Here is a 22218-nt window from a genome sequence, read left to right as displayed (position 1 = left end):
ACGCGGCTCACCAGCGGCGCTCGAAGCGGCGGCGCAGCAGGATGGCGAGACCGTTCATGATAAAGAGGAAAGCGAGCAGAACCAGGATGGCGGCGGCGGTCTTGGCCTGGAACAGCGGCTCCGGCAGGTCCGACCACAGGTAGATCTGTACGGGCAGCGCCGTCGCCGCATCGGTGATTGAGCCCGGTACGTCGACGATGAAGGCGACCATGCCGATGAGGAGCAGCGGCGCGGTTTCCCCCAGCGCATGCGCCATGCCGATGATGGTGCCGGTCATGATGCCGGGCATGGCGAGCGGCAGCACGTGGTGGAACACCGCCTGCTGGTGCGAGGCGCCGATGCCGAGCGCCGCCTCGCGGATCGACGGCGGCACCGACTTCAGGGCGGCGCGGCTCGCGATGATGATCGTCGGCAGCACCAGGAGAGCGAGGACGAGACCACCGACGAGTGGCGCCGAGCGCGGCAGGCCGAAGAAGTTGAGGAACATCGCAAGGCCGAGCAGACCGAAGACGATCGAGGGCACCGCCGCGAGATTGTTGATGTTGACCTCGATGAGGTCCGTCAGCCGGTTCTTCGGCGCGAATTCCTCGAGATAGACGGCGGCACCGACGCCGATCGGCAGGCACAGGACCAGCGTCACCAGCATGGTCAGCGCCGAGCCGATGAGAGCTCCGAGAATACCCGCCTGCTCCGGCTCGCGGCTGTCGCCAGAGGTGAAGAAGCGGCTGGCGAAATGCGACGCTACCATGCCGCGCTGCTTCAGGTCCTCGAGCCAGGCGACCACCTGGTCGTCAAGCCGACGGTTCGCCTCGGGTTGGGTCAGGGTGAGGATGTCCCACCCACCCGCCGTCACAGCGTCGGTATTGGCCAGCGGCACGAGCACCGTGCCGCGCGCCTCGGAGGCGCCGATCTCGGTCAGCTTGACGATGCCGCCGTTGATGAAGACGAGTTTCGAGGGCAGGTCAGCCGTCAGCCGCTCGGGCGCATCAGCCGCGGCAGCGCGTGCCTCGGCGGCAGCGGCATCGCCCTCGAGGTCGGCGATGCGCTTCTGCAGAGCCTCGCGCTGGTCGCCGGCGACATCGGCCGCCGCGGCGGTCAGCCGTGCGGCCTCGCGACGGTCGGCGGCCGCCTCCTCGCGCAGGCTCTCCTTGACCTCGGCAAGGGCGCGGGCGAAATCGGGGGCCGAGCTCGTCAGCACCACGTCCTCGCCGTCCAGCGTCACCTGCGCCTGCCCTTGGCCGACGCTCTCGCGCCGCCCGGTCATCAGGCCCTTGAGGTAGAGGTCGGCCGCGTCGTCGAGCAGTGCCTCGATCGTCACCGGCTGGCCGATGGCGGAGGGATCGGCCAGCACCCGATTGCGCAGCGTCATCGCCGCGCCAGACGACAGAAGGTCGTTGTTGAGCTTGCGGCGCAAGGCACGCGTCGTGACCTGCGGGAAGAGTTCCTGCAAGCCCCTGCGCAGCACGGCGTCATAATCGCCGCTGCGCAGCGCCTGCGGATCGGTGGTGCCGTCGCTGGACACCTGCTCCAGCGTCGGCGTCACCGTCATGGTCAGGCGATATTCGGTAAAAGCCGGCATCGCCTTGACGATGACGTCGCCGATCAGGACGACGAGGAAGATCGCCGCGAGCGCGATTGCGCCGATGCCATAGGCACGGAACCGTGCCTCCGCGGCGTGGCGCCGCCTCAACCGCGCCTGGGCCTCGGCCGACGAGAGACCGAACCGACGGGCGCCTTGAGGGGGTGCAGCAATGTCAGTCATATTGCTCTCGGTATTTGCGAACGATGCGCAGGGCGATGATGTTGAGCGCCAGCGTGAAGAAGAAGAGCACGAAGCCGAGGGCGAAGGCTGACAGGGTCTTGGCGCTGTCGAACTCCTGGTCGCCGACGAGGAGCGTCTTGATCTGCACGGTAACGGTCGTGACGGCCTCGAGCGGATTGAAGGTGAGGTTGCCAGCGAGGCCCGCGGCCATGACGACGATCATCGTCTCGCCGACGGCCCGCGAGATGGCGAGCATGAGGGCCGAGACGATGCCGGGGAGTGCGGCCGGCAGCACGACGCGCTTGATGGTCTCCGACCGAGTCGCGCCCATGCCGTAGGAGCCGTCGCGCAGCGACTGCGGCACGGCGTTGATGACGTCGTCCGACAAGGACGAGACGAAGGGAATGATCATGACGCCCATGACGAGGCCGGCGGCCAGCGCGCTCTCCGACGCAACGGACAGGCCGAGCGACTCGCCGACGTTCTTGATGAAGGGCGCCACGGTGAGCGCGGCGAAGAAGCCGAACACCACGGTCGGGATGCCGGCGAGCACCTCGAGCACGGGCTTGGCGACGGCCCGGACACGCGGCGTCGCATATTCGGACATGTAGATCGCGGCGAAGAGGCCGACCGGACCCGCGACCATCATGGCGATCAGCATGATGAGCGTGGTGCCGGCGAAGAGAGGCACCGCGCCGAAGGTGCCGGACTGGCCCACCTGATCGGCGCGGATCGCCGTCTGCGGCGACCACTGCAGGCCAAAGAGGAAATCGTACCAAGGATAGCGCGCGAAGAAGCGTAGCGTCTCGAACAGCACCGAGAAGACGATGCCGACGGTCGTCAGGATAGCGACGCCCGAACAAGCGATGAGGACGACCTTGGTGACATGCTCGAAACTGTTGCGCGCCCGAAAGTCGGGCGCCAGACGCCGACGACCGAAGACGAAGCCGGCCGCAGCCCCGGCGAGGCCGAGCACGAGGAGAGTCACCTCCGCCTCGGTTCGAGCGCCCGCGTAGGCGCCGGCGGCAACGGTCGTGCCGGCATCGGGCGTGCCCGCGAATTGACCGAGAGCGACGAGGCGGGCCTCGCGCAGGCGTCCTTCCTTTTCCAGCGTGGTCTGCGGCGCAAGCTCCGCCGGGAGGGCGGCAAGCGTGCGAGCCTCGACGTAGCGTGGCGCAACCGGTGTCCAGGCCGCCAGGACGACGAGCATGGGCAGGACGCATAGCGTGGCCAGAAACAGGCCGTGATAGACGGGCAACGAATGAAGCCGAGCGCCGCCGCCGACGAACGCACGCCCCCTGGAACGTCCGAAAGCGAAGGCCGCCAGCGCAACGGCGACAATGAGCAGGAAGAACAAGCTAACCATCTCCGCCCCCGGGAGAGCAGCGGCAGGAGGCCGCGTCGGCGACCGGCTCTACCGCATTTTGACGGCAAAACGAAGCGGGTGGATGGTCCACCCGCTTCGCCTGCGTCAACGGATCAAAGCCCGGCGTCGGCGGCAAGCGGCTTCTGCGCCTCGACGTCGGCGCGCACCTTGGCAAGTTGGTCGGTCGGCAGCGGCACGAGACCCTTGCGCGACAGGTAGCCATCCTCGCCGAGTGCCTTCTCGGAGACGTATTCGGCGATGAACTTATCGAGCCCGGGCACGACGCCGATGTGCTGCTTCTTGAAGTAGACGAACAGCGGGCGGGAAACCGAGTACTTGCCGTCGGCGATGGTGTCGAAGTCCGGCTCCACGCCGTCGATCTTGGCCCCCTTGATCTTGGCCGCGTTCTCCTCGAGGAAGGAATAGCCGAAGATGCCGACCGCCTTGGGGTTGGCGTCGAGTTTCTGGACGATGAGGTTGTCGTTCTCGCCGGCGTCGATGTAGGCACCGTCCTCGCGGATCGTCTTCCAGGCGGCGGCAAAAGCCTTCGCGTCGCTCTTCTTGAGATCGGCGAGAACCTTCTCGGCGCCCGGCTCCATGACGAGCTCGAGGAAGGAATCACGGGTGCCGGAAGTCGGCGGGGGGCCAAGCACCTCGATCTTCTCGTTCGGCAGCGCCTTGTCGATGTCTGACCAGTTCTTGTACGGGTTGGCGACCAGCTTGCCGTCCGGACCAGGAACTTCCTTGGCGAGAGCGAGGAAAATCTGCTCCTTGGTGAAGTTGAGGTCCGGACCCGCCTTGGAATTGGCGACGGTCAGTCCATCGAAGCCGACCTTCAGCTCGATGATGTCGGCGACGCCGTTCTTCTTGCAGTCTTCGAACTCCGACTTCTTGATGCGGCGCGAGGCGTTCGTTGCATCCGGATGGTCCGTGCCGACACCGGCGCAGAACAGCTTCATGCCGCCGCCCGTGCCGGTCGATTCAACAACCGGTGCCTTGCCGGCGCCCGAACGACCGAACTGCTCGGCAACCGCCGTCGTGAAGGGATAGACCGTCGAGGAGCCGACGATGCGGATCTGGTCGCGCGCCTGGGCGGCACCGGCAGCGGCGACGCCGGCCAGCGTGAGGGCGGCGACGCTGACGAGGGAACGGAATTTCACGGTATATCTCCCTGATCTCTTGGAGCGGGACGGCGATCGCACGGCCATGACGGGGTCGTGCCGCATCCGCTTCGGCAATGCCGCAAGCACCACCGACACCTCTTGTCTATGACGGCAAGGTGACAGCCGAATGACAGCGTAACAATTTGATCCGTCTTAGTTTTGCGATTCGTCGCCGAGCGCTGGCAGCGTCACCGTGAAGGAAGCGCCCCGGCCCACATCGCTGGCGATGGCGAGGCGCCCGCGATGACGCATCACGATGTGCTTGACGATGGCAAGGCCGAGGCCGGTGCCACCCTTGCCCCGGCTGGCCGCAACATCGACGCGGTAGAAGCGCTCGGTCAGGCGCGGCAGGTGCTCGGGCGCGATGCCGGGGCCATAGTCGCGCACCACGACCGACACTTCACCCCCGCCGCTACCCGGTGCCGTGGTCGCAACCCGTACGTCGACGCGGCCGCCACCTTCGCCGTATTTCACGGCATTCTCGATCAGGTTCTCGAAGACGCGCAGGAGCTCGTCGCGCTCGCCGCGCACGTTGACCGGTCCCGGCGGGGCCTCGAGCACGACCTCGACCCCGCGCTCGCGCGCCAGCGGCGCAAGCGTGTCGATCATGTGGCGCAGCAGGGCGATGACATCGACGATCGCCGTCGGTTGCACGTGCACGCTGAGCTCGATGCGCGACAGCGACAGGAGGTCGTCGATGAGGCGCGCCATGCGCTGCGCCTGCTCGCGCATGATGGCGAGGAAGCGTTCGCGCGCGGCCGCGTCGTTGCGAGCCGGCCCCTGCAGGGTCTCGATGAACCCCATCAGCGAGGCGAGCGGCGTGCGCAACTCGTGGCTGGCGTTGGCGACGAAGTCGACCCGCATGTGCTCCAGCCGGCGTGCCGGCGTCAGATCGCGGAAATAGAGGGCGGCCCCGGCCCGACCGGCATCGGCCCCGGCCTCGTCGGACAGGGGGGCGATGTGCACCTCGAAGGCGCGCTCGACCGGCACACGCTCGACAAATTCGACCGCCTCGGCCTTGCCGCCCTTCACCACCCGATCGAGACCATCGAGCACGTCGGGTGCGCGCAGAGCGAAGGACAGGGGATGGGCGTTGCGCAGGCCCGGCAGCACGGCAATCGCCGCACGGTTGGCGTCGACCACGAGGCCACGCCGGTCAACGATGACGACGGGATCCGGCAAGGCCGCCAGAACGGCCGCCGGCCCGAAGGCGTGTTTCTGGCGCCGCTCGCCCGTCGTCACGACACGGCCGCTCAGCGGCCGCCGGTCGCGGAAGGCAAGGCCTGCGACGACAAGGCTGGCGAGCGCAGCGAGCGCAGTCGAGATGCCGAGCGAGCCGCCGGCCAACGCGGCGAGCGTAAATATCGCGCTGCTGAGGCCGGCGGTTCTGAGCGCGATGGCATTGGCGCTGAGCCGCAGGCTGTTCTTCGTCGTCTCGATCATGCCCTTGCCCGAACCGGCCGCACTCCCGGCAACCAAGGCCGGCGAATCGGGACGGGCGGCACGTCAAGGAGTCATCTCAACCGCCCTTCCGCGTCATCCCGATGACAGCGGCGATACGCCCTCAGCCGCGGCCCGAGCCCTTGCCGGCCAGTTCGTCCAGGCGCGCCTGCATCTCGAGCACCTGGCGCTTGAGGTCGTCAAGGTCGCCGCCCGCCTGCCGGGGCTCGTCCTCGCGCGGCCGCGCCGTGGGCTCGCCCTGCTGCCCGCCGCGCGGGCCGAACGGGGAGAACAACCTGAGGGCCTCGCCGAACATCGCCATGTTCGTGCGCACGTGCTCTTCCATGCTCTTGAAGGCAGCCGCCGGGCCGAAGGCCTCGGCCATCTTTTCGCGCAGCTTCTGCTGCTCGCGCGTGAAGTTCTCGATGGAGAACTCGAGGTAGCTCGGCACCAGCGCCTGCATGCTGTCGCCGTAGAAACGGATGAGCTGACGCAGGAAGGCGACCGGAAGCAGGTTCTGTCCGGCCTTGTTCTCCTCCTCGAAGATGATCTGCGTCAGTACCGAACGGGTGATGTCCTCGTTGGTCTTGGCATCGAAGACGATGAAGTCCTCCCCGTCCCGCACCATCTGCGCGAGGTCCTCCAGGGTGACGTATGTGCTGGTTCCCGTGTGATAGAGGCGGCGGTTGGCGTATTTCTTGATGACGGTCGGATTTTCTTCTGTCGCCATGGCTCTGCTTTGTCTCGTCCCGGCCCCGGTAAGGGCTCATGCCGCGGCGCCCGAAGCATTGCCGGCGTCGGAACCGGTTGCCTGCGCACGGCCTCCCCGGCGCAGACGATAGGCGCTAATCAGCCCGACGAAAACTCATTTGTGCGACACGGGGGCGCGGTGCGCGCCCGATGTGGTGCTTGACGCTCCGCGGAGGCCCCCCGAAGATGGCTTCGACCCGTCCACATGGCCCCGTCCAGGCGGCCGCAGCATGACAGCAAGGCCGCCACGAGCGGCAAAAGAAGGAACAAGGGAGATCACCATGGCCTCCACGGATATCGTCATCGTCGCCGCCACCCGCACGCCGGTGGGCTCGTTCAACGGCGCCTTCGCCAACGTGCCCGCGCATGTGCTGGGCGCCGCCGCCATCAAGGGTGCCCTCGAGCGGGCGGGCGTCGCCGCCGAAGAGGTCGACGAGGTCATCCTCGGCCAGGTGCTGACAGCCGGCGAAGGGCAGAACCCGGCCCGCCAGGCCGCGATGAAGGCGGGCATCCCGGTCGCCAAGACGGCCTGGAGCCTCAATCAGGTCTGCGGCTCGGGGCTGCGCGCCGTCGCCCTCGGCATGCAACAAATCGCCAACGGCGATGCTTCCGTGATCGTTGCCGGCGGGCAGGAATCGATGTCGTTGTCGCCGCACGCGGCCCACATGCGCGCCGGCACCAAGTTCGGAGACGTGCAGTTCGTCGACACGATGATTCGCGACGGACTCTGGGATGCCTTCCATGGTTACCACATGGGCGTGACTGCGGAGAACGTGGCCCAGAAATGGCAGATCAGCCGCGAGGAGCAGGACGCCTTCGCGGTCGCCTCCCAGAACAAGGCCGAAGCCGCCAAGAAGGCCGGCCGCTTCGCGGAGGAGATCACGCCCGTGACGGTCGCCTCGCGCAAGGGTGACGTCGTTGTCGACACAGACGAGTACATCCGCGACGGAGCGACGCTCGATGCGGTCGCCAAGCTGCGGCCCGCCTTTCAGAAGGACGGCACGGTGACGGCTGGCAACGCCTCCGGCCTCAACGACGGGGCGGCGGCACTCGTGCTGATGACGGCGACGGAAGCCGAGCGGCGCGGCCTCAAGCCGATCGCCCGCATCGCCTCCTGGGCAACGGCAGGCGTCGAGCCGGCCGTCATGGGCTCGGGCCCGATCCCGGCCTCGCGCAAGGCGCTCGAGAAGGCGGGCTGGAAGGTGCAGGATCTCGACCTCGTCGAAGCCAACGAGGCCTTCGCCGCCCAGGCGCTGGCCGTCAATAAGGACATGGGCTGGAACCCCGACATCGTGAACGTCAATGGCGGTGCCATCGCCATCGGCCATCCCATCGGTGCTTCCGGCGCGCGCATCCTGACGACCCTGCTGCACGAGATGGGTCGGCGCGACGCCAAGAAGGGCCTCGCGACACTGTGCATCGGCGGCGGCATGGGAGTCGCCATGTGCGTGGAGCGCTGAAGACGGACCCGAAGGGGCTTTCCGGCGGCGGCCTCACCCCTTCCCGACAACGATAACGGCCAGAGGGAGAGAAACATGGCACGAGTTGCAGTCGTCACAGGTGGCACGCGCGGTATCGGCGCCGCGATCGCGCGCGCCCTGAAAGCGGCGGGGCACACGGTGGCCGCCAACTATGCAGGCAACGACGAGGCCGCCGCCCGCTTCAAGAGTGAGACCGGCATCTCCGTCTACAAGTGGGACGTGAGCGATGCCAGCGCCTGCGCCGACGGGCTGGCGCGCGTCGCGGCCGATCTCGGGCCGGTGGACGTCCTCGTCAACAATGCCGGCATCACCCGCGACGGCATGTTCCACCGTATGAACCTCGAGCAGTGGCAGGCGGTGATCCGTACCAACCTCGATTCGATGTTCACGATGACCCGGCCGGTGATCGAAGGCATGCGCGAGCGCGGCTTCGGCCGCATCATCAACATCTCGTCCATCAACGGCCAGAAGGGCCAGATGGGACAGACCAACTATTCCGCCGCCAAGGCTGGCGTCATCGGCTTCACCAAGGCGCTGGCGCAGGAAAACGCCGCCAAGGGCGTCACCGTCAACTGCATCTGCCCCGGCTACATCGACACCGACATGGTGGCGGCGGTGCCTGAGGATGTGCTGAAGAAAATCATCGCCGGCATCCCCGTCGGCCGTCTCGGCCGCGCCGAGGAAATCGCCGCCGCGGTGGTCTATCTCGCCTCCGATGCCGCAGCCTTCGCAACCGGTTCGGTACTGACCATCAACGGCGGTCAGTACATCGCCAACGGCTGAGCCCAGCGCGGGCGCGCGTCACTCCTCCCGGAAGGCGCGCGCCAGCTGGTCCGTCAGCGGTTTCAGCATGTAGGAGAGAGCCGAGCGCGAGCCGGTGCGGATATGGACCTCGACCGGCATGCCCGGGAGGAGCCTGAGACCGCGCAGGCGGGCGAGTTCATCCGGCGCGATGTGGATCCGGACCTTGTAGAACGCTTCACCCGTCGCCGCGACCGTGAGGAGGTCGGGCGCGACACTGGTGACGATGCCGGCGAGTTCAGGTGTGGTGCGCTGGCTGAAGGCCGAGAAGCGCACCACGGCCATCTGGTCCGGCGTCACCTGGTCGATGTCGCCCGGCGAAACCCGGGCCTCGACGACGAGTTCGTCGCTGCGCGGGACGATAAGCATCATGACCTGCCCCGCGCTGACAACCCCGCCAACCGTGTGTACATCGAGCTGATGGACGATGCCGTCCTGCGGGGCGCGGATGTCGATCCGCGCGAGCTGATCCTGCGCTGCCGTCCTGCGTTCGACATATTCGCCGATTCGGGCCTCGTAGTCCCGCAGCTCCTGCATCACTTCGGTCCGGCGGTTCTGGTCGAGCTGGATGATCTGCAGTTCCGTCTCGGCGATGCGCCCCCGGACCTGGGCGATGGCGGCGACGATCTGGCCACGCTCGCCGCCGAGGCGCGCGGCCTCCCGCTGCAGATGCTTGAGTCGGTTGATCTGGACGAGGTTACGCTCGAACAGCGCCAGCACACCGGCGAGTTCATCCTCGATCAGTGCGATCTCCCGGCCCTTTGCCGTCTGCTGGGCATCGAGGCCATCGATCTCGCGCCGCGACTGCAAGATGCGCTCGCGCAGCTGCGCTTTCTGACCCTCCATCGCCATCCGTCGGGCCCTGAAGAGGCGGCTTTCGCCATCGATGACCGCAGCGGCCTCGTCGTCCGTGCCGGCCCTGGCGACCAGGCCGGCGGGGAAGACGATCTCCGACAGGCCGTCACGCTCGGCGATGAGCCGTGCGACGCGGCCGGCCGCCTGGTCGAGCTGCTTGGAGACGAGTTGCAGACTGGCCCTGGCAAGGGTGGCATCGAGCCGCGCCAAGACGTCGCCAGCCCGCACCACGTCGCCTTCCCTGACATTGAGCTGGCCGAGGACGCCGCCGGTGGGATGCTGTACGCGCTTGACGTTGGATTCGACGACGAGGAGGCCGGGAGCGATGACGGCACCGGCCAGTTGCGCCACCGATGCCCAGCCGCCGATCGTGCCGAGCAGCAGGAAGGACATTGCGAGGCCGAGCGCCATATTGCGCCGGATCGAGCGCGCGTCGCAGCCTCCGGGTGGAAACCATGCGCTCATTGGGCACCCGCTTTGTTTTCCTCGACGACGGCCAGCGGTGCGGAGCTTCGGACGGGCCCCGATTGCCCGCGCATGCGGCGCAGCACCTCCTGGTGCGGGCCGAAGGCCTGCAGCGCTCCGTCGCGCAGGATGGCGATCAGGTCGACGCCCGCGAGCACGGCCGGGCGGTGCGCCACCACGACGACGATGCCGCCGCGGGCACGCACACCATGGATGGCTTCCGTCAGCGCCGTCTCACCTTCCGAATCGAGGTTGGAGTTGGGCTCGTCGAGGACCACGAAGAAGGGATCGCGATAGAGCGCCCGGGCCAGCGCCAGGCGCTGGCGCTGGCCCGCCGACAACGCCTCGCCGCGCTCACCGATCTGCGTCTCATAACCGTCCGGCAGACGCAGGATCATCTCGTGCACACCGGCCGCCATGGCCGCGGCGATCACCGCCTGGGCATCCGGCTCGTCCTCGAATCGGGCAATGTTGGCGGCGATGGTGCCGGCGAACAGCTCCACGTCCTGGGGCAGATAGCCGATGTGGCGGCCGAGGACGGTCTCGTCCCACTGGTCAAGGGCGGCGCCGTCGAGACGCACCGTGCCCGAGGCGAGCGGCCAGACGCCGACGAGGCCCCGCGCGAGGGATGACTTGCCGGCGGCGCTTGGGCCGATGATGCAGAGCGCCTGCCCCGCCTGCAGCCCGAAGGAGACGTTGCGAACGCTCGGCCGGCGCTGGCCCGGCACTGCGACCGAGAGTTGCTCGACGGCAAGGCTGGCGACGGGCGCCGGCAGGTCGAGCCGTCGCGCCGCCGGCGGTATCGCCTTGAGCAAGCTGGCGAGCCGGTGCCAGCTGTCGCGTGCGGCGACGAAGGACTTCCATTGCCCGATGACCAGTTCCACCGGCGCGAGCGCCCGGGTCGCGGCGATCGAGGCGGCGATGATGGCCCCTGCGGTCACCTCGCCGCGAATGGTCAGCCATGCGCCGAGTGCGAGAATGAGCGACTGCAGCAGGAGCCGCAGGACGCGGGAAGCGGCGCCGAGCCCGCCGACGATGTCGCCTGCCCGCCGCTGCTCGGCGAGAAAGGCCTGATTGAGGCCCAGCCAGCGCGCCGTGAGCCGTTCTCCAAAGCCCATGGCGCGCAGCACCTCGGCATTGCGGCGACCGGCGAGGCCGAGGTTGATACGTTGCACATTCTGCACAGCCAGCACGCGCTGGGGCCGGCGCGAGAGGATCTCGGCCGCCACGGTCAGGCCGACGAGCACCAAGGCACCCGCAGTCGCGAGGAGACCGAGGAAGGGATGCAGAACAAAGACGAAGAGCATGTAGAGCGGCATCCACGGCAAGTCGAAGAAGGCCGAGAGGCCGGGCCCTGCTACGAAACTGCGCAGCGTGTCGAGGTCGCGCACCGGGGTGAGACCGTCGTCCTGAAGCGCACTCCTGAGCGGCAGCGCCAGCACGCAGCGGAAGACGCGGGGAGCGAGTTCGGCGTGAAGGTGGCTGGCGATCCGCCCCAGCACCCGGCTGCGCACCGCCTCGAGCCCCCCCTGGAAGCCGAAGAGGAGCACGACGAGTACGCACAATGCGGCCAGGGTCGGCTCGCTGCGGCTCGACAGCACCCGGTCGTAGACCTGCAGCATGAAAATGGAGCCGGACAGCGCGAGGCAATTGATCACGCCAGAGATGAGGGCAAGACCTCCGAAAACCCAACGCAGTCGCCGAAATGCAGTCGCCAGTTCGCTGCGCGGCTCACTCATCGGCTCGCGTCCCTAGGACAGTCCGCCGCAGCGGACGACATCAGGCGGATGCGGCGATCGCGCAGCCGCCAGGTGCGGAGCCGGGGGGCGGCGTGCTGCGGCACACCGTGGGGGAAGGTGGAAGGACCGCCGCCCCCCGGCCCGAAGCGCCCCTGACCGGAAGCGCCCGCACAATCTGTATACGCGTCCGTCTTTACTGGATAAATAAGAAGCGCCGGAGCGCCACATCAATTGCGCTGAAAGCAAAATATCGATTGAATATTATTGATGAAGCTTGCGACGACTGAAAGATTGCTATTGATATGACAGACGATGGCATGCAGATATCTCAGGCCCTATGGCAGGAAGAGGCACGATCGCCACGCGGACAGCGAATCACGCTCAGCGCCCGGCTGTCGCATGCGCGGGCGTTGCCTCGCACCAACCGGTCGCGTCGAGGGCGGCGCGCATGTGCGGCGGCGCGGGGGCTGCGACCCGTACCGCCTCGCGGCTGGGATAGAGCGGGATGGCGAGCGCGGCGGCATGCAAGTGCAGCCCCGGCCCGCCTCTGCGCGGGGCATGGCCGTAGATGGTGTCGCCGAGGATAGGGAAGCCCGCCGCGGCGCAATGGACACGCAGCTGATGGGTGCGGCCGGTCACCGGCATCAGGGCGAGCCAGCTGACGCCCTCCCCGCGCCCGAGGACGCGCCAGCGCGTCAGCGCCGGCTGGCCGGCAGCATCCACCTTCATCCACCAGCCCCGCGCGGGATCGCGCGGGGCGAGCGGCATGTCGATCTCGCCCTCCTCGTCGCCCGGCCCGCCCTCGACGATGGCCCAGTAGGTCTTCTCGACCTTGCCCGACTGGAACAGGCGTCCCAGCTTGTCGAGCGCCTTGCGATGGCGGCCGAGCACGAGGCAGCCGGAGGTGTCGCGGTCGAGCCGGTGGGCGAGCTCGGGCTGCCGCGGCAGGCCGAAGCGCAATGCGTCGAGATGGTCGCTCAGCGTCTCGTCGCTCGTCGCCGTGCCGCTGCGCGGGCCGGGATGAACGGGCATGCCCGCCGGCTTGTCGATCACCAGCATCAGCGCGTCGCGATAGAGGAGGCGCGACACTATATCGAACGGCAACTCTTTCTCGTTCATGCGCTTCGGGCTATCGAGGGGGCAGGCCGAGGGCAAGGGAAAAGAACGCGAGGACCGATGAGCGACGGCGACAAGGACAAGCGCGGGATGCTGGCCCGGCTCTTCCGGCGCGGCGAGACCGCCCAGCCGGAGCCGCAGGCGCCGCCTTCCGAAGCCGAGGCGCCGCAGCCGCCATCACCGCCGCAGGAGGCCCCGCCCCAGGCAGTGCCCCAAACGTCGCCCGAGGCCACTCCCCAGCCCGCGCCCCGGCGCAGCTGGTGGCAGCGGCTGAAGGAGGGGCTGGCGCGCACCTCGTCCTCGCTCGGCCTCGGCATCACCGAGCTCTTCTCCAAGCGCCGCCTCGACGCCGCGACCATCGACGACCTCGAGGACATCCTGATCCAGGCCGACCTCGGCATCGAGACAGCGGCGCGCATCACCCGCTCGATCGCCGAGGGGCGCTACGACAAGGCCATCGACCCCGAGGAGGTCAAGGCCGTGCTGGCGCGCGAGGTGGAGGCGGTGCTCGCCCCCGTGGCGCATCCGCTTGCCGTCGACGCCGGCAGGAAGCCCTTCGTCATCCTCATGGTGGGGGTCAACGGCTCGGGCAAGACGACCACCATCGGCAAGCTCGCGGCGAAGTTCCGCGCCGAGGGGCGCAAGGTCATGCTGGCGGCGGGCGACACCTTCCGCGCCGCGGCCATCGAACAGCTCAAGGTGTGGGGCGAGCGCACCGGCGCGGCTGTGATCGCACGCGAGCAGGGGGCGGACGCGGCCGGTCTCGCCTTCGACGCCCTCAGCGAGGCGCGCGCGAGCGGCACGGACGTCGTGCTCGTCGACACCGCCGGGCGGCTGCAGAACAAGGCCAGCCTTATGGCCGAACTCGAGAAGGTGGTGCGGGTGATGAAGAAACTCGACGAGACGGCGCCGCACGCGGTGCTCCTCGTGCTCGACGCCACGACCGGCCAGAACGCGGTGAACCAGGTCGAGATCTTCGGCAAGACGGCCGGCGTCACGGGTCTCGTCATGACCAAGCTCGACGGCACGGCGCGCGGCGGCATCCTCGTCTCCATCGCCGCCAAATTCGGCCTGCCCGTGCATTTCATCGGCGTCGGCGAGGGCGTCGAGGACCTCGAACCCTTCACGGCACGCGATTTCGCCCGCGCCATCGCCGGATTGGAAGCATAAGAGCATGTCGAAGGAACTTGTGGAAAGCGACCCGAAGGGCCAGCACCTGCCGCCGCTCATCAAGCTCGCGCTGGAGCTTGGGCCGCTCGGACTGTTCTTCCTCGCCAACACCCGCCCGGGGCTGTTCGCGCCGCTCATGCAGCCGCTCGTGCCGGCCTCGATCCTGGCAGGCGGCCAGGCCGGCATCTTCACGGCGACGGCGGTCTTCATGCTCGCGACACTGGTGGCGCTCGCCATCCATTACCGGCTCGTCGGCAAGCTGCCGATCATGCCGCTCGTCTCCGGCATCGTCGTCCTCGTTTTCGGTACGCTGACGCTCGTCCTGCACGACGAGTTGTTCATCAAGCTCAAGCCCACCATCGTCAACGCGCTGTTTGGCTCGGTCCTGCTCGGCGGGCTTCTGTTCGGCAAGTCGCTGCTCGGCTTCGTGCTCGACAGCGTCTTCGAGCTCGACGCCGAAGGCTGGCGCAAGCTGACCCTGCGCTGGGGCCTGTTCTTCTTCTTTCTCGCGCTGCTGAACGAGGTCGTCTGGCGCACGCAGACGACGGACTTCTGGGTGAACTTCAAGGTCTTCGGCGTGATGCCCATCACGCTTGCCTTCGCGCTCGCGCAAACGCCGCTCATCATGCGCCACAGTCCGGCGACGGACGAGGGCACCAAGTCCTGAGCCACAGGCTCAAACGGCGTCATTCTCCAGCGTGTAGATCGGCATCGCCTCGTTGCGCCCGCGCAGGGTCTGCGTTCCAAGGCTTCGCCAATGCGAGCCGGCGCGCTCAGGATCCTCGCCCGCCGCCCTGAGGACGTCGCCCGAGGCGACCAGCGGTACCTCGAGGGCCTTAGTCGCGTCCTCGAGTCGGGCCGCGACGTTGACGGCATCGCCCATGACGGTGAATTCGAGGCGCTGCTCGTCGCCGATGGCGCCGACGAAGGCCGTGCCGAAGTGAACGCCGATGCCCACCGCTACCGGCACGGCACCGGTTGCCTTGCGCAGCCCGTTCCACTCGTCGACCGAGGCAAGCATCGAGCGGCAGAAGGCAAGCGCCCGGGCCGCATCGTCGCCGCTCGTCTGCGGCAGACCGAAGATGATGAAGGCGCCGTCGCCGATGAACTTGTCGATGACACCGCCGTGCTGGCGCGCCGCCCGCGTGACGCGGGCGCGGAAGGCGCCGATGAAGCCGGTGAGTGCCGCTGGGCTCATCGCCTCGCCCATGGCGGTCGAGCCGCGGATGTCGATGAAGACGAGCGCCACTTCGGCGCGGCGTCCTATCCGCAGGTCCTCGATGTTGTCGCTCGACAGCACGGGCAGAAGCTCGGCGGGGAGATAGCGCGCGAGATTCAGCCGGCGTGTCGTCTCGGCCACCGCCCGGTTGAGCAGGCGCCGGCCGCGCACGGCGCCAAGCACGAGCACCGCCCCGCCGAGCGCGAGCATCGCGGCACGGGCCGTGTTCGCCGGTACGGAATAGAACATCTCCGCATCGCGCAGGAAGGTCTCCGGAGCGAGGTTCGAGCCCCATCCCCCCAAGCAGGCGACCAGTGCCAAACCGACGAGGGTCAGGCACAGGGCATAGAGCTGCACCCAGGGACGGATGCGCAGGGCACTGACCGCAAGCAGCAGCGGAAACACTCCGACCACCGGAAACATGCTCATGAACGCGACGGGCAGGCGCAGGTCGCGCAGGTCGGCGAGAAGGCTGCCGGTGAGGACGGCGATGTCGACCGTCACCGTCACATAGGCCATCCATGGCCGCCAGCGGCCGAACTTCACGAGCAGATAGACCGCAAGGCCCGCGAAGAAGAGGAGGCCAAGCGTCGCCCGCGCCTGGTTGCGCGCCTCCGTAAGATCGAGCAGCGAGATGTCGTTGCTGCGCTTGAGGACAACCTCCACGGTCACGAGGAGCGCGACCGCGATGGCCATGCGCACCACGCTCGCTGCCCGTTCGGCCGACAGGTCGGCCTCTAGCAGCAGGCGCTCGCTGCCATTCGCCGGAAGGGCTGGCGCCATCGATCCCCCTAGCGTTGCTGCGCCGCTCTCAGTGCCGGCAGGAAAGTGCCGTTCAGGCTGTCCGGCGTCAACGGGCCGATGTGCTTGTGCCTGATGGTGCCGTCGGGCCCGACGATGAAGGTCTCGGGCACGCCGTAGACTCCCCAATCGATGGCGGCGCGGCCGCTCTCGTCAATACCGACCGCGCCAAAGGGATTGCCGAGGGCGCCAAGGAAGCGGCGGGCGTTCTCGGGATTGTCCTTGTAGTTGAGACCGAGGAGGCGCACGCCCGGCTGGGCCGCAAGCTCCATCAGCAGGGGATGCTCCTGCCGGCAGGGCGCGCACCAGGAGGCCCAGACGTTGACGATGGTGACCTCGCCCCGCTTCAGGTCCGCATCGGAGAAGCCCGGGACCGGCGCACCGCCCGGCCCCGACAGTCCTTCGAGCGGCGGCAGGGCGAAGGCCGGCACGGGACGGCCGATGAGCGCCGAGGGAACGCGTGAGGGATCGCCCACGAAGAGCCGCACGAGAAAGAGCGCGGCAAGCAACAGGAAGATTCCGAGCGGGAGGAGAAGGATGAGCCGGCGACGGCGCATCTCGGGCGAACCCGCATCGTCATCTGCCGCGAGGCCGTTCTGCTGCTGACTCATGGGGCGGCCTCCTGCCGTGCGGACCGGCGGCGCACGCCGCGCGCCTCGAGCTGCTTGAGCGCGCGCCGCTGAGCACGATGGTCGATAATGGCGCGCAGCACGAGCCCGCCGATGACGAGCGCAGTGAAGGCATAGCTCGCGATGATGAAGCCGGCGTGGGGATCGCTCATCGGGCGGCTCCCGCAGCCGTCTCGGCGCCGGCGTCGAGGCGCTCGGCCTCCATCAGCCGCAGGCTGCGCACGCGCCGGCGCAGGATCTCGTTGCGCATGCCGGCGACATGCAGGGCTATGGCGAGCACCGTGCAGCCAAGGGCCATGACGAGGAGCGGCCACAGCATCGAGGGATGAATGGTCGGCCCGTCGATGCGGAAGACGGCCGCCGGCTGGTGCAGCGTGCTCCACCAGTCCACCGAGAACTTGATGATCGGGATGTTGACCACGCCGACGAGCGTCAGCACGGCGACGGCGCGCGCGGCGCGACCGGGATCGTCCACCGCCCGCCACAGGGCCATGATCCCGAGATACATGAGGAAGAGCACGAGGACGGAGGTGAGCCGCGCGTCCCACACCCACCACGTGCCCCACATCGGCTTACCCCAGAGCGAGCCCGTGACAAGACAGACGAAGGTGAAGGCGGCGCCGATGGGCGCGGCGGCCTTCTGCGCGACGTCGGCGAGCGGGTGGCGCCACACGAGCGTGCCGAGCGCCGAGGCGCTCATCATCACGTACATGAACAGGCCGAGCCAGGCGGCCGGCACGTGGATGAACATGATGCGCACCGTCTCGCCCTGCTGGTAGTCCGGCGGCGCGACGAAGAACGACAGGTAGAGCCCGACCCCGAGCAGCGCGGACGCGAGCGCGGCGAGCCACGGCAGCAGCCTGTCGGCGAGGCCGAGAAAGCGCGTCGGATTGGCGAGGTTCCAGAGGCTCGAGAGGCGCGGCACGCGGTCGTTCGTTCCAGGTTTCGAGGAATCTTGGGCCTGATCTAACGTCGCGCGATCGTGGCTGCAATTGGGCGCTTCGTCACGCGCTTTGCCGCAGGGCGGCGGCGGCGGCGAAGGTGCCGATCACGATCGCGACAAGAGACAAGGCCGCAAGGATCAGGAAGGGGGTGAGGAAGGCGATGGTGCCAGCCGTCGCGGCGCTGGCGGCGGAGACGCCGAAGATGAGGGTGGGCACCATCAGCGGCATGACCAGGATGGCGAGCAGCAGCCCGCCGCGCCCGAGCGAGGCCGTGAGCGCCGCGCCGACGGCGCCGATGAAGGTCAGCGCCGGCGTGCCGACGACGAGCGTCGCCGCGACGGAAAGCATCGCCCCGGGCGTCAGCGCCAGCAGCAGGCCGAAGAGGGGCGCGCAGAGCGCGAGCGGCAGGCCGGTGGTCAGCCAGTGCGCCACGCCCTTCGCCGCCACCAGCACCTCGAGCGGCGTATCGCTCGACAGGATGAGATCGATGGCGCCATCCTCGACGTCGGTTTGGAACAGCCGGTCGAGCCCGATGAGCGTCGCAAGCACGGCCGAGAACCACAGGAGGGCCGGGCCGATGCGGGCAAGGAGATTGAGGTCCGGCCCGAGCGCGAAGGGCACCACGGCGACGAGCATCAGGAAGAAGACGAGCCCCATGGCGCCGCTGCCGCCGACACGGGCCGCCAGCCTTAGGTCCCTCAGGACGAGAGCGAGGAAGGCGCGGGTCATGTCAGGGCGCTTGGTTTTTTAGGAAGGCGGCATGGTCCAGCCCCTCCCCCTTGCGCGGAGGAGAGAGGCGCGCCTGGCCGAAAGACCGTGTTCTCCATCCTCATGCCCGCTCCCCCTCTGCCCCGCCGGGCATGTCGACGCCGGGCACATGCGCGTCGATGCTCAGCGTCTTCGTCCCCTCGAGCCCAAGCGGCGCGTGGGTTGCGGCGATGATGAGGCCGCCCTCCGCCAGATGGCCCTGCATGACCTCGGCGAGCCGGGCCTGCGAGGCCGCATCGAGGGCCGAGGTTGGCTCGTCGAGGAGCCACAGCGGGCGACGGGAGACGAAAAGGCGGGCGAGCGCGACGCGCCGCCGCTGCCCGGCGGAGAGATAGCCCGCCGGCAGGTCCGCGGCGCGGGCGAGGCCGACGCGCGCGAGCGCTTCGCGCGGGGAGAGCCGCGGCCGGCCGAGCATGGCGCCGGCGAAGGCGAGGTTCTCCTCGGCCGTCAGCGACGCCTTCAGCCCTTCCTTGTGACCGACGTGGTTGGCGACCTCGGCGAGCGTCGCCTCACCGATGCCCTCGGCGCGGATCTCTCCCGCCGCCGGCGTGAGGCGGCCGGCGAGCATGGCGATGAGGCTCGACTTGCCGGCGCCGTTGCGACCGGTGACGACGAGCGCCTCGCCGCTCGCCAGCGCGAAAGAAAGGTCCCGGAACAGAAGACGTTCCCCGCGCCGGCAGGCGAGCCCTTCAACCGAAATGCGCATGAGCCCGCCCCTCTCGCATGCCTGCCTTCTTTAGAATGATTGTCGTCCGTGTAGCGGAACGCAGGAAAATTCTCTATATGACCCGTGGCTGCGCCGCGCGCCTCGTCGCGTGGATCCCCGGGCGCCCCCGGAGCGGCGCGCGCACTTCGCGCATCGGCCGAACGAACCTCTAGTTCGATCATCGTGATGTGAGGATCCCAGCCGTGACGACCATCGACAGTTTCAAGAGCCGCAAGACGCTTTCCGTCGGCGGCAAGACCTATACCTACTACTCCCTGGCGGAAGCGGAAAAGAACGGCCTCGACGGCATCTCGCGCCTGCCCTTCTCGATGAAGGTGCTGCTCGAGAACCTGCTGCGCTTCGAGGACGGCCGCTCGGTGACGAAGGACGACATCGTCGCCGTCAAGGAGTGGCTCGTCAACAAGGGCGCCGCGGGGCGCGAAATCGCCTTCCGCCCGGCGCGCGTGCTGATGCAGGATTTCACCGGCGTGCCGGCGGTGGTGGATCTTGCGGCCATGCGCGACGCCATGAAGCAGCTCGGCGGCGACCCGACGCGCATCAACCCGCTCGTGCCCGTGGACCTCGTCATCGACCATTCGGTGGTCGTCGACTTCTTCGGCTCGTCCTCCTCGCTCGCCCAGAACGTCGCCCGCGAATATGAGCAGAACCAGGAACGCTACCGCTTCCTGAAGTGGGGCCAGAGCGCCTTCGACAACTTCCGCGTGGTGCCGCCCGGCACCGGCATCTGCCACCAGGTGAACCTCGAATATCTCGCCCAGACCGTCTGGACGAGGAGCGAGGGCGGCGAGACGACGGCCTATCCCGACACGCTCGTCGGCACCGATTCGCATACCACGATGGTCAATGGCCTCGGCGTACTCGGCTGGGGCGTTGGCGGCATCGAGGCAGAGGCGGCCATGCTCGGCCAGCCACTGTCCATGCTGCTGCCGGAGGTCATCGGTTTCAAGCTCACCGGCCGCCTCAAGGAGGGCGTGACGGCGACAGACCTCGTGCTCACCGTCACCCAGATGCTGCGCAAGAAGGGCGTCGTCGGCAAGTTCGTCGAGTTCTACGGCCCCGGCCTCGCGCACATGACGCTCGAGGACAAGGCGACCATCGCCAACATGGCGCCGGAATATGGCGCGACCTGCGGCTTCTTCCCGGTCGACGCCGAGACACTGCGCTATCTCGACAAGACCGGCCGTGACGCCGAGCGCATCGCCCTTGTCGGCGAATATGCCAAGGTGCAGGGCATGTTCCGCGAGGACGGCACACCCGATCCGGTCTTCACCGACACGCTCGAGCTCGACCTCGACGACGTCGTCCCCTCGCTCGCCGGCCCCAAGCGCCCGCAGGACCGCGTGACGCTGGCCGACGCCAAGGCCGGCTTCCTCACCTCGCTCGAGAACGAGTTCAAGAAGCCGGGCGAAGCGGGCAAGACAGCACCATCCTCGAACACGCGCGGCGACAGCTTCGCGCTTGGCCACGGCGCCGTTGTGATCGCGGCGATCACCTCCTGCACCAATACCTCGAACCCGAGCGTGCTGATCGGCGCCGGGCTTCTCGCCCGCAAGGCGAAGGAGAAGGGCCTGAAGCCGAAGCCGTGGGTGAAGACCTCGCTCGCACCCGGCTCGCAGGTGGTGGCCGAGTATCTCGCCAAGTCAGGCCTGCAGGGGGATCTCGACGCCATGGGCTTCAATCTCGTCGGCTTCGGATGCACGACCTGCATCGGCAACTCGGGCCCGCTGGAAGCGCCGATCTCGAAGACCATCAACGAGGCTGATCTCGTCGCCGCGGCGGTGCTCTCCGGCAACCGCAACTTCGAGGGCCGCGTCAATCCGGACGTGAAGGCGAACTATCTTGCCTCGCCGCCGCTCGTCGTCGCCTATGCGATTGCCGGCTCCATGCAGGTCGACCTCACCACCGAGCCGCTCGGCACCGGCTCGGACGGCAAGCCAGTCTACCTCAAGGACATCTGGCCGTCACCGAAGGAGATCCAGGGGTTCATCGACGCCTACATCACCAACGAAATGTTTCGCACGAAATATGCGGACGTCTTCAAGGGTGACGAGAACTGGCAGAAGATCGACGCGCCGGCCGGGCAGACCTATGCCTGGGACAGCCAGTCGACCTATGTCGCCAACCCGCCCTATTTCGTTGGCATGGGCAAGACGCCCGAGGCGACGAGCGACATCATCGGGGCGCGGGTGCTCGGCCTCTTCCTCGATTCGATCACAACCGACCACATCTCGCCCGCAGGCTCCATCAAGGCGGCGAGCCCGGCCGGCAAGTACCTGATCGATCATGGTGTCGCGGTCGCCGACTTCAATCAGTACGGCACGCGCCGCGGCAACCACGAGGTCATGATGCGGGGCACCTTCGCCAACATCCGCATCAAGAACCAGATGGTGAAGGACGAGGCCGGCAATGTCGTCGAGGGCGGTTACACCCTCCACTGGCCGGACGGCGAGCGTCTGCCGATCTACGACGCGGCCATGAAGTACAAGGCCGAAGGCGTACCGCTCGTGGTCTTCGCCGGCCGCGAATACGGCACCGGCTCGTCGCGCGACTGGGCGGCCAAGGGCACCAACCTCCTCGGCGTGCGCGCCGTGATCGCCCAGAGCTTCGAGCGAATCCACCGCTCCAACCTCGTGGGCATGGGCGTCCTGCCGCTCGTCTTCGAGGAAGGAACGTCCTGGCAGACTCTCGGCCTCAAGGGCGACGAGACGGTGACCATCCGCGGCATCTCGGCCGGCCTCAAGCCGCGCCAGAGGCTGGAAGCCGAGATCACCTTCGCCGATGGCACGGTCAAGACGGTGCCGCTGCTGTGCCGCATCGACACCCTCGACGAGCTGGAGTACTTCAGGAACCGCGGCATCCTGCACTACGTGCTGCGCCAGCTCGCGGCCTGATCCGAGCCGGCAGGCCGGCGCTTGCGCAGGCACCGGCAGCGGGTTTATGGAGAACAACGACGCCGGCGGTTGGACAACCGCCGGCGCTCATGTATAGGGAACCGCTTTCAACGGAACCTGCGTTCAGCGGA

The 22218-nt window shown here is 68.1% G+C and carries 19 protein-coding genes; 5 read left to right on the top strand and 14 right to left on the bottom strand.

Annotation, left to right across the window (positions count from 1 at the left end):
* Nucleotides 1-7: 7 nt before the first annotated feature.
* The 5 genes from pstA to phaR form a co-directional block, all read right to left on the bottom strand.
* On the bottom strand, nt 8-1762 hold the full coding sequence (gene pstA, locus P2T65_RS12275) for a phosphate ABC transporter permease PstA (protein WP_055459774.1): 1755 nt from the start codon (nt 1760-1762) through the stop codon (nt 8-10).
* The gene (gene pstC / locus P2T65_RS12270) at nt 1755-3128 is read right to left on the bottom strand and encodes a phosphate ABC transporter permease subunit PstC (protein ID WP_055459775.1); all 1374 of its coding nucleotides are present in this window, start codon (nt 3126-3128) and stop codon (nt 1755-1757) included. The genes pstA and pstC overlap by 8 nt, the downstream gene beginning before the upstream one ends.
* A 113-nt stretch (nt 3129-3241) precedes the next feature.
* Nucleotides 3242-4288: a PstS family phosphate ABC transporter substrate-binding protein gene (locus P2T65_RS12265; RefSeq protein ID WP_055459776.1), complete on the bottom strand. Its 1047-nt coding sequence runs from the start codon at nt 4286-4288 to the stop codon at nt 3242-3244.
* Between the two features lie 156 nt (nt 4289-4444).
* Nucleotides 4445-5734 (bottom strand): ATP-binding protein, encoded by a 1290-nt coding sequence (locus tag P2T65_RS12260; protein WP_276199871.1) that lies wholly within the window; start codon nt 5732-5734, stop codon nt 4445-4447.
* Between the two features lie 121 nt (nt 5735-5855).
* Complete coding sequence (phaR, locus tag P2T65_RS12255; RefSeq protein WP_055459777.1) at nt 5856-6461, bottom strand: polyhydroxyalkanoate synthesis repressor PhaR; 606 nt, start codon at nt 6459-6461, stop codon at nt 5856-5858.
* 301 nt (nt 6462-6762) lie between these two features.
* Between phaR and P2T65_RS12250 the strand changes: the two genes are divergently transcribed.
* Entirely contained in the window at nt 6763-7941 is a 1179-nt protein-coding gene (locus P2T65_RS12250; protein WP_063188168.1) for an acetyl-CoA C-acetyltransferase, read from the top strand.
* Between the two features lie 75 nt (nt 7942-8016).
* Complete coding sequence (gene phbB, locus P2T65_RS12245; protein ID WP_055459779.1) at nt 8017-8745, top strand: acetoacetyl-CoA reductase; 729 nt, start codon at nt 8017-8019, stop codon at nt 8743-8745.
* An 18-nt stretch (nt 8746-8763) separates the two neighbouring features.
* Here phbB and P2T65_RS12240 read toward each other — a convergent pair whose 3' ends face one another.
* The 3 genes from P2T65_RS12240 to P2T65_RS12230 all read right to left on the bottom strand — a co-directional run bounded on the left by P2T65_RS12240 (nt 8764) and on the right by P2T65_RS12230 (nt 12941).
* Complete coding sequence (locus P2T65_RS12240; protein ID WP_276199870.1) at nt 8764-10083, bottom strand: HlyD family type I secretion periplasmic adaptor subunit; 1320 nt, start codon at nt 10081-10083, stop codon at nt 8764-8766.
* Entirely contained in the window at nt 10080-11822 is a 1743-nt protein-coding gene (locus P2T65_RS12235; RefSeq protein ID WP_055459781.1) for a type I secretion system permease/ATPase, read from the bottom strand. Before P2T65_RS12235 ends, P2T65_RS12240 begins: the two co-directional genes overlap by 4 nt.
* 381 nt (nt 11823-12203) lie before the next feature.
* Entirely contained in the window at nt 12204-12941 is a 738-nt protein-coding gene (locus P2T65_RS12230) for an RNA pseudouridine synthase (protein ID WP_276199869.1), read from the bottom strand.
* Nucleotides 12942-12998: 57 nt separating this feature from the next.
* On the opposite strand from P2T65_RS12230, the gene ftsY reads away from it, so the two are divergent.
* Together ftsY and P2T65_RS12220 are read left to right on the top strand one after the other, a co-directional pair.
* On the top strand, nt 12999-14108 hold the full coding sequence (ftsY, locus tag P2T65_RS12225; RefSeq protein ID WP_055459783.1) for a signal recognition particle-docking protein FtsY: 1110 nt from the start codon (nt 12999-13001) through the stop codon (nt 14106-14108).
* A gap of 4 nt (nt 14109-14112) precedes the next feature.
* Nucleotides 14113-14775 carry a septation protein A gene (locus P2T65_RS12220; protein ID WP_055459784.1) on the top strand — a complete coding sequence of 221 codons (663 nt, stop codon included), beginning with the start codon at nt 14113-14115 and terminating at the stop codon, nt 14773-14775.
* Nucleotides 14776-14784: 9 nt separating this feature from the next.
* On the opposite strand, the gene P2T65_RS12215 is transcribed toward P2T65_RS12220, so the two are convergent.
* The 6 genes from P2T65_RS12215 to ccmA all read right to left on the bottom strand — a co-directional run bounded on the left by P2T65_RS12215 (nt 14785) and on the right by ccmA (nt 19175).
* A complete protein-coding gene (locus P2T65_RS12215; RefSeq protein ID WP_055459785.1) occupies nt 14785-16110 on the bottom strand; it encodes an adenylate/guanylate cyclase domain-containing protein in 1326 nt (441 codons plus the stop codon).
* An 8-nt stretch (nt 16111-16118) separates the two neighbouring features.
* Nucleotides 16119-16739: a DsbE family thiol:disulfide interchange protein gene (locus P2T65_RS12210; RefSeq protein ID WP_276199868.1), complete on the bottom strand. Its 621-nt coding sequence runs from the start codon at nt 16737-16739 to the stop codon at nt 16119-16121.
* Nucleotides 16736-16909: a heme exporter protein CcmD gene (gene ccmD / locus P2T65_RS12205; protein WP_071923172.1), complete on the bottom strand. Its 174-nt coding sequence runs from the start codon at nt 16907-16909 to the stop codon at nt 16736-16738. The genes P2T65_RS12210 and ccmD overlap by 4 nt, the downstream gene beginning before the upstream one ends.
* Nucleotides 16906-17682: a heme ABC transporter permease gene (locus P2T65_RS12200; RefSeq protein ID WP_055459787.1), complete on the bottom strand. Its 777-nt coding sequence runs from the start codon at nt 17680-17682 to the stop codon at nt 16906-16908. The genes ccmD and P2T65_RS12200 overlap by 4 nt, the downstream gene beginning before the upstream one ends.
* 79 nt (nt 17683-17761) lie before the next feature.
* Nucleotides 17762-18430: a heme exporter protein CcmB gene (gene ccmB / locus P2T65_RS12195; RefSeq protein WP_055459788.1), complete on the bottom strand. Its 669-nt coding sequence runs from the start codon at nt 18428-18430 to the stop codon at nt 17762-17764.
* Between the two features lie 100 nt (nt 18431-18530).
* Nucleotides 18531-19175: a heme ABC exporter ATP-binding protein CcmA gene (ccmA, locus tag P2T65_RS12190; RefSeq protein WP_276199867.1), complete on the bottom strand. Its 645-nt coding sequence runs from the start codon at nt 19173-19175 to the stop codon at nt 18531-18533.
* Between the two features lie 203 nt (nt 19176-19378).
* On the opposite strand from ccmA, the gene acnA reads away from it, so the two are divergent.
* Nucleotides 19379-22087, top strand: a complete 2709-nt coding sequence (gene acnA / locus P2T65_RS12185) for an aconitate hydratase AcnA (protein ID WP_276199866.1) — start codon at nt 19379-19381, stop codon at nt 22085-22087.
* The last annotated feature ends 131 nt before the right edge of the window (nt 22088-22218 follow it).

Source organism: Chelatococcus sp. XZ-Ab1 (assembly GCF_029309855.1).
GTDB classification, from domain to species: Bacteria; Pseudomonadota; Alphaproteobacteria; order Rhizobiales; family Beijerinckiaceae; genus Chelatococcus_A; species Chelatococcus_A sambhunathii.
The sequence above is the reverse complement of the archived record's forward strand: the minus strand, read 5'-3'. Positions and strand labels throughout refer to the sequence as shown.